19 protein-coding genes are annotated in these 13,323 nt (G+C 41.1%); 18 read left to right on the top strand and 1 reads right to left on the bottom strand.

The features are described from left to right. The first annotated feature begins 55 nt into the window (after positions 1 to 55). The 18 genes from N8M16_RS09140 to N8M16_RS09055 all read left to right on the top strand — a co-directional run bounded on the left by N8M16_RS09140 (position 56) and on the right by N8M16_RS09055 (position 12,954). The gene (locus N8M16_RS09140) at positions 56 to 2,497 is read left to right on the top strand and encodes a tape measure protein (protein ID WP_261070061.1); all 2,442 of its coding nucleotides are present in this window, start codon (positions 56 to 58) and stop codon (positions 2,495 to 2,497) included. Between the two features lie 14 nt (positions 2,498 to 2,511). Next, positions 2,512 to 3,174, top strand: a complete 663-nt coding sequence (locus tag N8M16_RS09135; protein ID WP_173234957.1) for a LysM peptidoglycan-binding domain-containing protein — start codon at positions 2,512 to 2,514, stop codon at positions 3,172 to 3,174. Beyond that, positions 3,171 to 4,136 carry an XkdQ/YqbQ family protein gene (locus tag N8M16_RS09130; RefSeq protein WP_261043190.1) on the top strand — a complete coding sequence of 322 codons (966 nt, stop codon included), beginning with the start codon at positions 3,171 to 3,173 and terminating at the stop codon, positions 4,134 to 4,136. Before N8M16_RS09135 ends, N8M16_RS09130 begins: the two co-directional genes overlap by 4 nt. Further along, positions 4,137 to 4,433 carry a DUF2577 family protein gene (locus N8M16_RS09125; protein ID WP_049500563.1) on the top strand — a complete coding sequence of 99 codons (297 nt, stop codon included), beginning with the start codon at positions 4,137 to 4,139 and terminating at the stop codon, positions 4,431 to 4,433. It abuts the gene before it with no gap. Beyond that, a complete protein-coding gene (locus N8M16_RS09120) occupies positions 4,430 to 4,828 on the top strand; it encodes a DUF2634 domain-containing protein (protein ID WP_261070060.1) in 399 nt (132 codons plus the stop codon). The genes N8M16_RS09125 and N8M16_RS09120 overlap by 4 nt, the downstream gene beginning before the upstream one ends. Continuing rightward, positions 4,825 to 5,880 carry a baseplate J/gp47 family protein gene (locus N8M16_RS09115; RefSeq protein ID WP_261070059.1) on the top strand — a complete coding sequence of 352 codons (1,056 nt, stop codon included), beginning with the start codon at positions 4,825 to 4,827 and terminating at the stop codon, positions 5,878 to 5,880. Before N8M16_RS09120 ends, N8M16_RS09115 begins: the two co-directional genes overlap by 4 nt. After that, positions 5,867 to 6,385 (top strand): hypothetical protein, encoded by a 519-nt coding sequence (locus N8M16_RS09110; RefSeq protein ID WP_194252091.1) that lies wholly within the window; start codon positions 5,867 to 5,869, stop codon positions 6,383 to 6,385. Before N8M16_RS09115 ends, N8M16_RS09110 begins: the two co-directional genes overlap by 14 nt. 10 nt (positions 6,386 to 6,395) lie before the next feature. Next, complete coding sequence (locus N8M16_RS09105; RefSeq protein ID WP_261070058.1) at positions 6,396 to 7,346, top strand: hypothetical protein; 951 nt, start codon at positions 6,396 to 6,398, stop codon at positions 7,344 to 7,346. 4 nt (positions 7,347 to 7,350) lie between these two features. Continuing rightward, entirely contained in the window at positions 7,351 to 7,839 is a 489-nt protein-coding gene (locus N8M16_RS09100; protein WP_261070057.1) for a phage upper tail fiber protein, read from the top strand. An 8-nt stretch (positions 7,840 to 7,847) separates the two neighbouring features. After that, on the top strand, positions 7,848 to 8,234 hold the full coding sequence (locus tag N8M16_RS09095; protein WP_261070056.1) for a hypothetical protein: 387 nt from the start codon (positions 7,848 to 7,850) through the stop codon (positions 8,232 to 8,234). A gap of 6 nt (positions 8,235 to 8,240) precedes the next feature. Further along, positions 8,241 to 8,960 carry a hypothetical protein gene (locus N8M16_RS09090; protein WP_261070055.1) on the top strand — a complete coding sequence of 240 codons (720 nt, stop codon included), beginning with the start codon at positions 8,241 to 8,243 and terminating at the stop codon, positions 8,958 to 8,960. Positions 8,961 to 8,971: 11 nt separating this feature from the next. After that, the gene (locus tag N8M16_RS09085; protein ID WP_261070054.1) at positions 8,972 to 9,433 is read left to right on the top strand and encodes a hypothetical protein; all 462 of its coding nucleotides are present in this window, start codon (positions 8,972 to 8,974) and stop codon (positions 9,431 to 9,433) included. Further along, the gene (locus tag N8M16_RS09080) at positions 9,423 to 9,908 is read left to right on the top strand and encodes a hypothetical protein (RefSeq protein ID WP_261070053.1); all 486 of its coding nucleotides are present in this window, start codon (positions 9,423 to 9,425) and stop codon (positions 9,906 to 9,908) included. The genes N8M16_RS09085 and N8M16_RS09080 overlap by 11 nt, the downstream gene beginning before the upstream one ends. 6 nt (positions 9,909 to 9,914) lie before the next feature. After that, positions 9,915 to 10,235 (top strand): hypothetical protein, encoded by a 321-nt coding sequence (locus tag N8M16_RS09075; RefSeq protein WP_261070052.1) that lies wholly within the window; start codon positions 9,915 to 9,917, stop codon positions 10,233 to 10,235. 5 nt (positions 10,236 to 10,240) lie between these two features. Continuing rightward, the gene (locus N8M16_RS09070) at positions 10,241 to 10,957 is read left to right on the top strand and encodes a hypothetical protein (RefSeq protein WP_261070051.1); all 717 of its coding nucleotides are present in this window, start codon (positions 10,241 to 10,243) and stop codon (positions 10,955 to 10,957) included. 13 nt (positions 10,958 to 10,970) lie between these two features. Further along, positions 10,971 to 11,228: a phage holin gene (locus N8M16_RS09065; protein ID WP_261070050.1), complete on the top strand. Its 258-nt coding sequence runs from the start codon at positions 10,971 to 10,973 to the stop codon at positions 11,226 to 11,228. A gap of 2 nt (positions 11,229 to 11,230) precedes the next feature. Continuing rightward, positions 11,231 to 12,181, top strand: a complete 951-nt coding sequence (locus N8M16_RS09060; protein ID WP_223335846.1) for an N-acetylmuramoyl-L-alanine amidase family protein — start codon at positions 11,231 to 11,233, stop codon at positions 12,179 to 12,181. 257 nt (positions 12,182 to 12,438) lie between these two features. Then, a complete protein-coding gene (locus tag N8M16_RS09055) occupies positions 12,439 to 12,954 on the top strand; it encodes a hypothetical protein (protein ID WP_084946588.1) in 516 nt (171 codons plus the stop codon). A 180-nt stretch (positions 12,955 to 13,134) separates the two neighbouring features. On the opposite strand, the gene N8M16_RS09050 is transcribed toward N8M16_RS09055, so the two are convergent. Continuing rightward, positions 13,135 to 13,323, bottom strand: a 189-nt coding sequence (locus N8M16_RS09050; RefSeq protein ID WP_261070049.1) for a hypothetical protein, incomplete at its 5' end; no start/stop codon positions are given.

Here is a 13,323-nt window from a genome sequence, read left to right as displayed (position 1 = left end):
GTCATGCATGAAGAGGCGAAACAACGTAAAAGAATGAAGAAGTGAGGTGATTCTATTGGCAAATATACAAACAACCATGTCTTTGACCGATAGAGTCACAGGCACTTTAAGTAAAATCTATGCGACTATGGAACGTGTCAAAAACGCAGGTTCTGGCATAGATAAAGCCATGAAGGCTCAAGAGTCCGCTATGAAAAAAGCTGGCGATTCTGGTCAATATTTTGTCAATAAAGCTGGGCGACTCATTGATATTAACGGTAGATTTGTAAATAGTGCAACTTTAGCAGCTGCAGGGCTCAAAAAAGAAGAACTGGCTCTAATAGATTTAGGGAATGCCTCTAATAACGCTTCTAACAAACTAAGTAGGTTAGTATCTTTGAAAGGTTTGTTGAAGACTGCTTTAGCTGGTATTGCAGTCGGTAAAATTACCAAACAAGCTATAGGTATGTCAGACGAGTATGCTAATATGCACGCTCGTTTAGATATGATCCGTGACGGTATGCAGACGACAGAGGAACTACAAAAGTCTATCTATACATCCGCACAACGTACAGGCTCGGCCTATACAACCATGGCAAACGGTGTCGCTAAGATGCGGATGCAAGCTGGCGATGTTTTCCAAAACAACGGCGAAACAATTGCCTTTTTGGAAACTATGAACAAATCCTTTGTTGTTGGTGGAGCAAGCATTGAAGAACAAAAAAGCGCCATGCTTCAGCTTACTCAGGCTATGGCTAGTGGTAAGTTGCAGGGTGATGAGTTGCGTTCTCTTGCTGAAACTTCACCAGCCTTAATCCAAGCTATTGCCAATAAACTAGGCGTTAGCCGTGGCGAGGTTAAGAAACTTGGAGCAGACGGGAAGATTACGGCTGACATTGTCAAAACTGCCATGCTGGATGCCAGTGATGCGATTGATCAACAATTCCGCAACATGCCTATGACATGGGGCAGGGCATGGCAGAACTTCCTGAATTTTGTGACCAAGGCACTTGAGCCAATATCGATTAAGATTAATCAGATAGTGAACTCGTCCGCCTTCCAACAGTTTGCCCAGATTGTAGCCACGGTTCTTCAATATGTCGTCCAAGCAGTTATCTTTGCTATGGATATGATTGGGGCTGTTTGGAGTATGTTGGCTCCGATTGCTCAATTTGTCATCAACAACTGGTCTGTGATTCAACCGATTATTATTGCTGTAGCAATCGCTATAGGAACTTATATAGTCGCAATGAACGCAGCAAGTATAGCGACTAATCTATTTAGTATCGTTACAAACACTGCGAAAGCTGCTATGGCTGGTTTTAATGCAGTTATGGCAATGAACCCAATCATGTTGATTGTCATGGCAGTCATTATACTTATCGGCCTCTTCTATGCCTTGGTCGCATGGTTTAACAATCTTACTGGTGCAGCCGTATCAGCTACAGGAATCATCATAGGGGCTATATTTTACCTAGGAATGACCATTTGGAATATACTTCTTAGTATTGCCAATGTAGCTATCTGGGTGATTAATATGATGCTACAAGGTGTCTTTTGGTATGTTAATACCGCAATATCATTCTGGATGTTTCTTTATCAGGCTATCTTAACTATTTTGATAGGTATTTTAGACTTTATCGACTGGTTTGTTACTGGTGCTGTTAACTTATGGAACGAGATGTCTTTCCAAGTTCAAAGTGCTTGGTATGACATTGCCCAAGGCGGTAAGTCTATGGCAGTTGCTATTGCAGGATTTGTTGACAGTATGGTCAATAGTGTTATCAGTTCTGTTGAAGGGATGATTAATTCTGTCCTTAGCGGATTTAATAGCATGATTGGTTTCTTGAACGGCCTCGGGTTGAACATCAGCGCGGTTGGTTCTGTTTCACTTGGTAGAACTAATTTCGCAGGAGATGTAGCTAGTGCTATTGGAGATATGCAAAAGCCAGTCAAGAAAAGTTTTGAAGGTCTACACTTGGCAGATGGTCTCAAACAACACAAAGCTAGTTTAGAAACTCCGCACCTTGACACTCCACAACTGGGTTATCTTGAACTTGGAGACCGAATGGGAGCCTTTAATAAAGGGTATGAAATCGGTCAAGGCATCGATAAGGCTGTCGGTGGTTTCTTCAAAGGAGCTGGAGATGCCAACGGTGCAGGAAACAACTTCTTGGGCGACCAAGGAAAAACACCTTACGAACTCAGCCCAGCAAGCTCAGCCCCTGGACAAGGAGACGGAGGACAAGGCGGCGGTGGCCACAATCCAACTGGTGGTAAATTAGATAAAGTCGGCAAGATTGAAGATGAAATCAAACTGGACGATGAATACATCAAGCTGATTAAGGACGTTGCGACCATGAAGTGGCAACAGAACTTTATTACCTTGAAGCCAGAGATTGTCACCAACATTGACTCCATTAACAACGCTGGCCAGTATGCTAACGTATTGGATGATTTGAATGCAACGATTGTAGACGCTTTGAATAATGGCGCCGACGGACTCATGGCTTACTAGGAAGGAGGTAGCAGATGTTTATATTTATTGAAGGCATTAAATTGCCAGTGAATCCAGAAGAAATCAAACTGGAGGACAAACAAGGAATTGAGACGGTCGCTATCATCGATACTGGTAACGTTCCGCTTGTCGGAAATCCAGAGCTTCAATCGATTGAGTTTGAATCTTTTATTCCTAGTGGAAGATACGATGGAAATTACCAACGGAATAGCCGTGTTTCTCCAGAATCCTTTGTATCCTCTATTCGTAAATTTAAGACGGAAGGCACTCCTATTCAATTAATGATTGGGGGTGCTTTTGGTTCTGCTATTAACGGGAAATTTCTAGTGGAACAGTTCGATGTCTCTACCAAGACGGGATATGAAAATGACCTGATTTATAAGATTAAGTTCTTACAATATCGGTCTCACAAGCCACGTAAGGTTACTATCAAAGACAAAAAAGCACTCGAGGCTACTAAAAAGAAACCGCAGGCGAAAGCTACTGAAGAACGTAGCGCCACAACAGAGAAACCTGCTCAAAAAAGCCATACGGTTGTAAGTGGTGATACACTGTGGGGAATTGCTCAGACCTTTTACGGAGACGGCAGCCGATATACTGAAATTTACGAAGCCAACAAAGACAAAATCAAAGACCCTCATTGGATTTATCCTGGACAGGAGTTTGTGATACCATGATGCAATTATTCTATCAGAACAATAAAACTGGAGATACATGGGATTTAGCAACTGTGTCTGAAAAGGTCGAATTCAAGACAACTAGAAAAGGGTCAGCTTGGAGCGTGGAGATTACCTTGTACAATTCTACAAAAGTAGCCTTTGAATATGGTTCTCCGCTTGCTTTTAAGCTAGATGATAAAGAGGTGTTCTTTGGTTATTTGACGAAAATCAAGTACGAAAAAGATACCAAAACAACCTTGACTTTTCATGACCAGATAAAGTACTTACTACGCAATATCAATTTTGTTGCCAGGGATAAAAACGTTAATCAAATCGTCTCGGCAATCGCAGGAGATTTTGATTTGAAGATTGGGGAACTAAAAGCCCCAGCCGTGACTTTATCCCCTCAGTTGAAGGAAGATAAGAAGGCTCTGGATATTATCCAAGAGGCCATGGATGAGACCTTGGTGCAAAGTGGAGAATTGCTGGTTTTGTATGACAAGTTCGGAGAGTTGACACTAACGACTCCGAAAAACTTACCAATCCAGTACATTATTGGAAACGAATCCTTTATGTCTAGCTTTGAGTTTGAAGGTTCGATCGAGGATAGTGCTAATATTGTCCGCTTGATCCAAGAGAACAAAGAAACCAAAAAGAGAGAGGTCTACATCTATCAGGACAGCTACAACATCGGCGCTTGGGGAAAACTCCAGTACATGAAAAAAGTGGATGAGAAAGCAACTGAGGGGCAAATCAAACAATGGGGCGAAATGCTCTTGAAGATGAAAAACCGCCCCAAAGAAACGTTCAGTCTAAAAGCTGATATTGGAAGTATTGACTTTTTAGCAGGCCATGCAGTCTATGTGGATGTTAAGGATATTGAGAAGAAGGGGTGGTATGTCATTGAAGAGGCAACTCATTCCTTCAGTGCAGAAAAGCACACGATGGAAATTAAATTATTCATGGCAGGAAGTGAGTAGATGGAAGTAATAGAAAATCTAAAGAAATTGATTAGTAATTTCATTGAAAATCGCCAGTTCGCAAAGATAACGACTGGTGTTGTTTTATCGGTTTCTCCCCTCAAAATCCAATTGACCAATGAATTGATTTTGGATGATTCTATGCTTGCTGTCACATGGACCGATGAAGCATTGGATCCTGAATACGTTGGGCAAACCCTTCATCTCATCAGACAAGATGGTGGAGGGTTTTATTATGTCTTGTACAAGAAAATTTTCCACTACAAGCGCAAAGTGAAAGGGGGTTCTGATGAATGAGTACTCCTAAAACAAACTTTTTAAACATCGCTAAAAATGTTGTCGAAGCTAAGAAACAGCCTAGCTTAACACTAGATGAAACCAATATCTTGCTAGAAATTGACGGTATCCATGCTTTGAAGCAATCTATTAGACGCATGCTGACGACTGAACGGTTTATCTACACGATTTATGATCATCGGTACGGTGTCGAGTTAGATGCTCTATTTGGTGGGGATATGGATTATGCCCAGATGGATATCGCACGTCGCATAAAAGAGGCCTTGTATGAAGACGACAGGATTCATGAGGCTCATTCTTTTTCTACCAAGGTAAAGAAAGATGAGTTTTATGTGCAGTTCATGGTTGATAGTGATTTTGGAACATTTGAGATGGATTTGGAGGTGAAACGATGATAAAGGTAAAAACATATCCAGAAATTTTAGAGGATATGCTGGCCTTGTTTGATGATAAGTATGACAAAAGACAAGGATCTGTCTTGTACAATCTAGTTGCGCCTGCAGCTCGAGAAGTTGCCATTCAGTATACGGTCTTAAAATCGTATGAGGAAGTCAATTTTTTAGATACTAGTACAGGAATCTTCCTAACTCGTTTATGTAGGCAGTTCGGAGTTGAACGCTTGCCAGCTACGGCATCGGTTCGATTGGTTCAATTCAAGCAGGAAATCCCACTCGGAACCCGTTTCAGTGTGGTTAATAGTGAGTACAATTTTCGTGTCTTAGAACGTCGCTCTGGATTTGAGTATAGTGTAGTAGCTGAACAGGTTGGCAATGCTCCCAACTATGTAAGAGGTCAACTCATCAACATTGATGTGTTGAATGGTTTTAAAGGGGCAGAAATCGGCTCTGTTATCGTCGTAGGCGAAGATGAAGAGACGGATAAGCAACTCCGTAAGCGTACCATTGAGTACTTGAAAACACCGACTTTAAACGGGAATATTGCTCAATATAAAAAATGGGCAAGTGAGTTCGTTGGTGTTGGTTCTGCTTTGGTAGAGCCACTCTGGAAAGGCGAAAACACGGTACGTGTATCTATTACAGATGCTGACGGTAATGAAGCGAGTACAGAGCTGGTAAATAAGTTCAAGAATTACTTGGATCCTGAACCGAGTGGCCACGGATTAGGTGTAGCGCCGATTGGTGCTTATGTGACCGTGCAGTCTGTAAGTGGCTATGACGTTCGTATTACCGCAACGATCAAGATTGATGAAGATGTAGATATTGAAACTATCAAGCACGAGGCGAAAGTTCAACTCATTAAATACTTACGTGAAGAAGCATTTGAAGAGAAAGAGGTTCGAAACTATAAAGTTGCTACAATCATTGACAGAATTAATGGGGTTCGAGATGTGGACCGTATTTTGTTGAATGACAGGGAACAAAGTATTGAGCTTTCTACCAACATGCTTCCGAAACTAGCGGAGGTAACTATCAATGTCACAAGTTAGATATCGTATGTTATCGGCTTTGCCAGAGGTCTTAGATCCAACCATCAACGATTTGTTTGAAACTGAAATTCCAGAGCTGGAATTGATTACAGACTTAATCTTTGACACAAGAAGGTTGATGTTGTTGCCAGAAGCGACCGAAGACTGGATTACACGTTGGGAAAAAGCTTTGCAGGTAAAACCGAAAACAATTGATTTGGAAGAGCGAAGGCGGTATCTAATCACTTTAATTTCTTCCAAAATAAAAATAAACTCAGTGAGTTTACAAAAAATTACAAAGAGCTTTACGAATGTCAATAACTTAGTAACGGTCAAAGGTTCAGCGGTACATATCCGATTTTTAGGAGAACTACCGACTGGATATTTGAACCGTTTTTTAAAGTATGTGCGTGAATTGATTCCTGCTCATTTAGGAATCCAATTCTCAGTTGAAGCACCTATGATGAACGCGATTTATATTGGGGCTCACACATTCAGAGACATTCGTTCAGTTCGATTTGAATAGGAGGAAATAAATGGGATATTTTATCCAACCTATTGTGACTGATAAAGCAATCAGCGAAACGGCCCTAGCAATTCAAAATAGAGAACCACTGGTTTTTACTCGAATAGCTTTGGGGAGCGGACGACATCGGACGGACACAAGCAAGAAGAATGACGTAGCTCAAATAGTTCATTCTTTGCAAGTTACGCAGTCTTTATCGACTGATATCGCTGATACGATTCGTCTCACAGCGAGGTTTGATAACTCACGGATTGAGCGTGAAATGATTGTGAACGAAATCGGTGTATTTGCAAAACGTGGAAATAACGAAGAATTCATGTACATGTATACTTGGGCGGAGCAGGGAGATGTGATTCCTCCCAAAACATCTGCTTATGTATATCGAGACTATGATTTCAATACAACTATTAGTAAGAATAGTCAGATTACCATCCAATACAATGCGACTGACTTGGTTTATGCAACTGTCCCTGAATTGAAGGCGACAGAAAGAAAGTTGCAAACCAACATCGATAATCATATTAGAGATGCTGCCCGTCACGTTTCTGACCAGGAACGGACACGCTGGAACGGGAAAGCCGATTCAAGTCACCGACACAAGGTAGCAGATATCGATGGTCTGCCTGAAAAGATTGACGAGTTCACCAGAAGTAAGGCTGAGAAAGTTGACCTATCTGCTCACATTAACAACCGCAACAACCCACACAATGTTACAAAACAACAAGTGGGGCTAGGTAACGTGGATAACGTAAGGCAAGCCAGTTACATAGATCATGAAGCTACTAAAAGAGAAGTCGCCGAGCAAGAACAGCGATTGTCATTGCTAGAAGAAATGGTACTACAGAATGCGTTCTATATACCAATCAAGGCTGAAGATAATGCTAATGTATTGCTAGGTGACGAAAACAACAATTTAGTCGTAGCTGATTGGAAATACCAAGTAGTAGAAAGGGAGGAATAGATGAATGGTCATTATGAGTAACCAAGTTAGAAAAGCTACTGATTTGCCAACGTTATCCAACGTATCAGACGGAGATGTGGTGCTAGTTCACAGTGGGGCAGGATTGAAGAAAGTACCTGTATCCACTTTAAAACGAACATTTACAACACCGCAATCGGCTATATCAGTGGCTACGTCAAACTCAAACGGGATTGTCAGGCCGGATAATCAGACAACAGAAGTGTCAAATGGTGTGATGAAAGCAAAGACTGCCACTAGTGGGCAGGCTGGTGTGGTGCGACCGGATAACTCAACGATTACAGTCGATAGTTCGGGTGTTTTGCGAGTAAACAGGTCGGCTCTTGGAATTCCAGGTACACCGTCCGAAGTAGTTGCAAATAAGCTGATTAATCAAAACGGAAACCAGCAAATGAAGTATTGGTATGGATCTAAATATCAATATGAAGCACTCTCAACCAGAGACCCCAACACAATCTATGATGTGTATGAGTAGGTGATGCTATGGCTACAAGAGAAGGAATTTATGTTGGAGGACATGAAATTGTCCAAAGATACGTGGGTAGTAGGCTGGTTTGGGAGAAAAATAGACTTATATTGATTGGGAGTGCTTCCTATCCATTTGTTTCAGAAGGAGGAAATTCCGTAGTATTTAATCTTAGCAATGCAAACGGAATTTACAGTACAGGAGATTTAGAAAGATTCAGACCAAGTTATGCTGTCAAAAGAGGTGGTGCTACTTATATAATAAATTCAATTCAAATAAGTGAGCGAGTTGGTACTTTTGGTGAAAAAGATGGTTATTTTAAAATAATCTTCAAAACAGAATCAGACGCGGGTAGTTTTCTCTCAAAATCAGGGGGCACGTCATTTTATAGAAAAAAGAGGTAATTAAATATGGAATTCGTATTAGTAAATAAATTTTTTAGAGTTGGCAAGACGGAAGTCTCTATTCAATGTGACAAGCCGTTTACTTTCTTCACTCGTGAGTTAGAGGGTGACCATTTGGGTGATACAGACGAAACACTCATTGAAGCAGTCAAAGAGATTCTACGAACTGAGTTAGACCCTACAAGCGCTATTGTACAAGCGCAAGCTAAGTTACAAGAAACTCAAGCTAAATTGGAGCAGGCTGAACAGAAATTGGCTCAGACTGAAACTAGACAGACTGCTACTGATGAAGCGGTTAAGCATAACCAAGCAGAAACCGACCGTTATGGAAAGATTATCCATGCGGTCGTTTTAAATGCTGTAGCAGGCAAGACAATCGCTTATGGAACTAACTACAAAGAGTTGGTAGAGTTGATTCCACTTGCTGAAGTTGGTAAACGCTATATGGCACATGACTTGATTACCATTGAAGACCCAGCTCATGTTGAGGTTGACGGAGAAGGTAAACGTATCTTGGTTCAGTTGAATAAGGAATTCACTTACAACGGTGAACCAGTCAGCGACTTTGCCCGAAATGGTCGTCTTGAACTCGACGGAACAGGGGCAGCATGGAAGTACGAGCCTCAAGAAACGACTGTTGCACCAGCAACTACAGTTTCTACGACAGCTACCGTAACTCCTACAGCAACAGAACCTTCTGCTACAACAGTTGCGCCTAACCAATAATAGAGGTGCCTATGGACGTCTTACAATCAACAGAGCATTTCTTCATGAATGTGCTACCAGTTGCCACGCCAATCGTTGTGGCTTGGTTGGGCTATAAAATGCCGAAGAAATCAAAGGAACTAACAGACCAAATCATTTCTGAATTGGATGATGTTAAAGGGAAAATCAAAGATGTCCAAGAAACTGCATGCGACAGCAACTCGAAAATTGATGAAGTACAAGCAAAGCTAAAACTGCACGACGAGGCACATCTTGTAACCATGAGAATGCGCCTCGACCGTGATATTCGCAGGGCAATCCGACGTGGATTTACCACAAAGGATGAGTTCTATGTGGTCGAGAACATGCACAACAGCTACAAGGCTTTGGGTGGCAATGGCTACATAGACCACTTGTACAACAATTTTGAGGCGTTGCAGATTAGAGATGACATCTTAATTGAAGATGAGAAAGGAGCGCAGAATGGGTTGTAACAACCGAAGAGTTAATACAACCAATTTGGCTCGAATTGATGGTGGCGACCTTATTAAACAAGGGGATTTGTCTTCTACTTTTGGGTTTGAATTGTTAGATGAGAATTACCGTGTCATGACCTTGTTTGAAGGTCAAGATGCGGTTGTCACTCTGACAAAGGGACAACGAAGATGGAAGACAACTGCTCCCGTCACTAGCCATTCTGTCAATTTCAATTTAGACAGTATTCTACCAAGCGGAAAATACCGAGTAGAAATTTCGGTTGGGGGGTATATCTTCCCAAGCGATAGAGATACTTATATTGAAATTGAAGACTCAGATAAAGAATTGGTTACGGAAGATATCTATAAATTAAAGGAATTAGATATCGCAGAAGAAGTAAAAAAACAACTTGCAGAAAGACCTGCAAGCGAAGGTGGAGCATGTCAGGAAATTCCAGATTTGCTCACGCACTATAACTTAGGAAAGGTATAGAAAATTATGGATACAAGTAAATGGATCGCATTTGCTCAAGCGTTGGGAGTGGATTACAAAGCGCTGAAGCAGTTAATCGATACTAAGATTGACAGCGCTACGTTAACGCAAGCTATTGAGCAGGCAAAAACCGCAGTTAAGAATGACCTTCTAGGTGATGGGGTCCCTGAAAATCTCAATACGCTTAAAGAAATCGCTGAGGAAATCGCTAAATTGAGTGGTAGCACTGAAGGTGCAGTCGTACAAAAACTAGCTGACCTTGGTCGTCGTATTGATGAATTTGCCAACCTTGATTTGGTCGCAACTTATAACGCAGCGAAAGCGTGATTGCTATGAGCAATTTAGAGGAATTTGCTCAAGCGGTCGGTCGGGATGTTAAAACTCTGAATCAAAAGCCTGAACCAAGGCTGACCTTGACAGGCAATACTCTCGGCATCGCTGGGGGGAATAATGTCACTCTACCGCTACCCGAAAACGTAGGCCATGAAATCCGTGGTACAGGTTCACCAGAAGGCCGTATAACGGCCGAAATCGGAACGACCTATGTCGATGTCAACGTGACGAATGGCGCTCTTAAATGGATTAAAGAAAAAGGGAACGATAACACAGGTTGGAGAGTTCTAATCGGCGATACTGGATGGAGAACGTTAAACAGCGTCTCTAGAGCAGGTAACTCGTTCATTAAAATCAGACGAGTAAACAATCTTGTTACTTACCAGTTCGGAGGTCTTCAATGGGGTTGGTTTGGAGTAGGCAGACGAAATGGACCTGGATTTGTAAGACATAATAGTAGTGGAGATAAAGGGGCCAAACTTACTTATCCTAACGGTATTCCCGAAGGTTTTAGAAGCGAAAATTCGCTTGTAGGACCAACTTATGACGATAAGGGTAGACCTTATGGAATTTGGTATTTAGGTGGTAAATCTGATTTAAATTTCATCCAATTCACGTTTAACGAAGATATCCCAACTAACAAAGATATTGGAGATATCCGTGTAAGTGCCATCTCATACTTGACAGATGAGCCTTGGCCTACGAAATTACCATAAGAAAGGAAACAATATGATTAACTGGAAACTACGACTAGAAAATAAATTCTTTTGGCTGACTGCAATTCCAGCATTTTTGCTTGTCTTGCAAGCTGGTGCAGCAGTCTTTGGATATCGTCTAGATTTGGGTGATATCGGCAACAAGTTGATTCTGCTTGTTAATGCGGTATTTGTGTTCTTGACTGCTATCGGTCTGGTCAATGACCCGACAACAAGCGGAATCACAGACAGCACACGAGCTCTAGACTATGAGAAACCAAGTGAGGAATAGGTATGGATATCGATACAAGCAGACTACGCACGGATTTGCCGATTGTTGGATTTGAGCCTTTCCGTCAGGTTCACGCCCACTCAACAGGCAACCGAAACTCAACCGCTCAGAACGAGGCGGACTACCATTACAGAAAGGACCCTGGACTTGGGTTCTTTTCTCATGTCGTTGGTAACGGTCGTGTTATGCAGGTAGGTCCTGTAAACAATGGAATGTGGGACGTTGGTGGCGGTTGGAATGCTGAGACCTATGCAGCAGTTGAATTGATTGAAAGCCATTCAACTAAAGAAGAGTTCATGACAGACTATCGTCTTTATATCGAATTGCTACGAAATCTAGCAGATGAAGCAGGTTTGCCAAAAACTCTTGATACAGACGACTTGGAGGGTATCAAAACGCATGAATACTGCACCAATAACCAGCCTGATAACAGTAGCGACCACGTTGACCCGTATCCCTATCTTGCTAAATGGGGCGTTAGCCGTGAACAGTTTAAGCGAGATATTGAGAACGGCCTAGGCGCTGAAACAGGCTGGCAGAAAAATGATACAGGCTACTGGTATGTACGCTCAGACGGCTCTTATCCTAAAGATAAGTTTGAGAAAATCAACGGCACTTGGTACTACTTCGACGGCTCAGGCTATATGCTTGCAGATCGTTGGAAGAAGCACACAGACGGCAATTGGTATTACTTTGACCAATCAGGCGAAATGGCCACAGGCTGGAAGAAAATCGCTGAGAAGTGGTACTATTTCGACGTAGAAGGTGCCATGAAGACAGGATGGGTCAAGTACAAAGATACTTGGTACTACCTTGATAGCAAGGACGGAAATATGGTATCAAATGAATTTGTCAGAGCAGGTCAAGGCTGGTACTACCTCAAACCAGACGGAACGATGGCAGACAAGCCAGAATTCGCAGTAGAACCAGATGGCTTGATTACGACTAAATAATTTTAAAAAATAAATAGAAAGGAAACTTTCTAAATTGTTCTTTCACCGCAGGCTCAGGCTTGCGGTTTTTTTGTTTGACAAAATTCAAAAAATGTGTAAAAATAAGTAGAATTGAAAACAGGAAAAATCTACCTCCTTTCGATTCGCCCAGCCTTTTCTTGAGGCAATGAGGGGGCGGAGAGACGCGCTCGTCAACAGAAGTATCTCATTGGAAATGTTGCTCACTTTTTAGTGAGCTTTTTATCTAAGGAATAGGAATGAAAAGTAAGAAGTTAAAATTAGGTCAAATTGATTTAGAAATGTGCAAGGATTACGACCTTATTCAAGCGATGGATTATGACTTTAAGACAAAGGAAGTAATGAATAAAGGAAGGGGATTTGCGGTAACTGTTGTCAAAATACAGGGGCTAACTTTCTTGATTCCATTTAGAAGTTACATTCCTAAAAAGTATCAGTTGAAGTATAAACTTAGAAATTCGGCAAAAGAAGGATATGTTGAAGGATTAGATATTGGTAAAACATTGATTTTAGAAGATGAAAGTTATTTGTTGAATACAACTTTCCGCCTTCGGAAAATCGAAGATTATTATAAAGTAATGGACAATGATAGAGCTATTATTAATAAGTTGGTAAAAGCAATTATAGACTATAACCATGCTTTGGAAATAAATGATAGAAATAAACTTGAAGATCCTAAACGTTTTAAATTCTCAACATTCCAGAATTATTCTGCTAGATTAAAAGTAATTACAGAAAAAGACTATTTAGAATAGATGATGCTTCCGCAGGCCGCTTGGCTTGCGTTTTTCTATTTTGCAAAAACACGCATTTTGAACGATTAGAAACCCAAATTACAATCCTATTGATCAAAAAAGTGTTTTCTTGAAGAATAGGAAGAGGAAATCGTGGTGTATTATTGTCAAAAACACCATTTTGTTAATAATAGATCCTTTTTATTTTTTGATTATTGTCAAAAACGGTGTTTTGTTAAAAATAAAAATATCTTCGCCCCAAACTCGCCCCAAAAGTTTTTTAAAGTTATCCTTTTTTATCATGAAATAAAAATAAAAAAGCCCTATTTTACGGGCTTTTTGTCTTGATAAATTCCGATAAATTCGGTATTGAAAGGCGGTAGACGGATT

Source organism: Streptococcus mitis, assembly GCF_946188375.1.
Classification (GTDB): Bacteria; Bacillota; Bacilli; order Lactobacillales; family Streptococcaceae; genus Streptococcus; species Streptococcus mitis_CX.
Note: the sequence above shows the minus strand (reverse complement) of the source record. Positions and strands in the feature narration are given on the sequence as shown.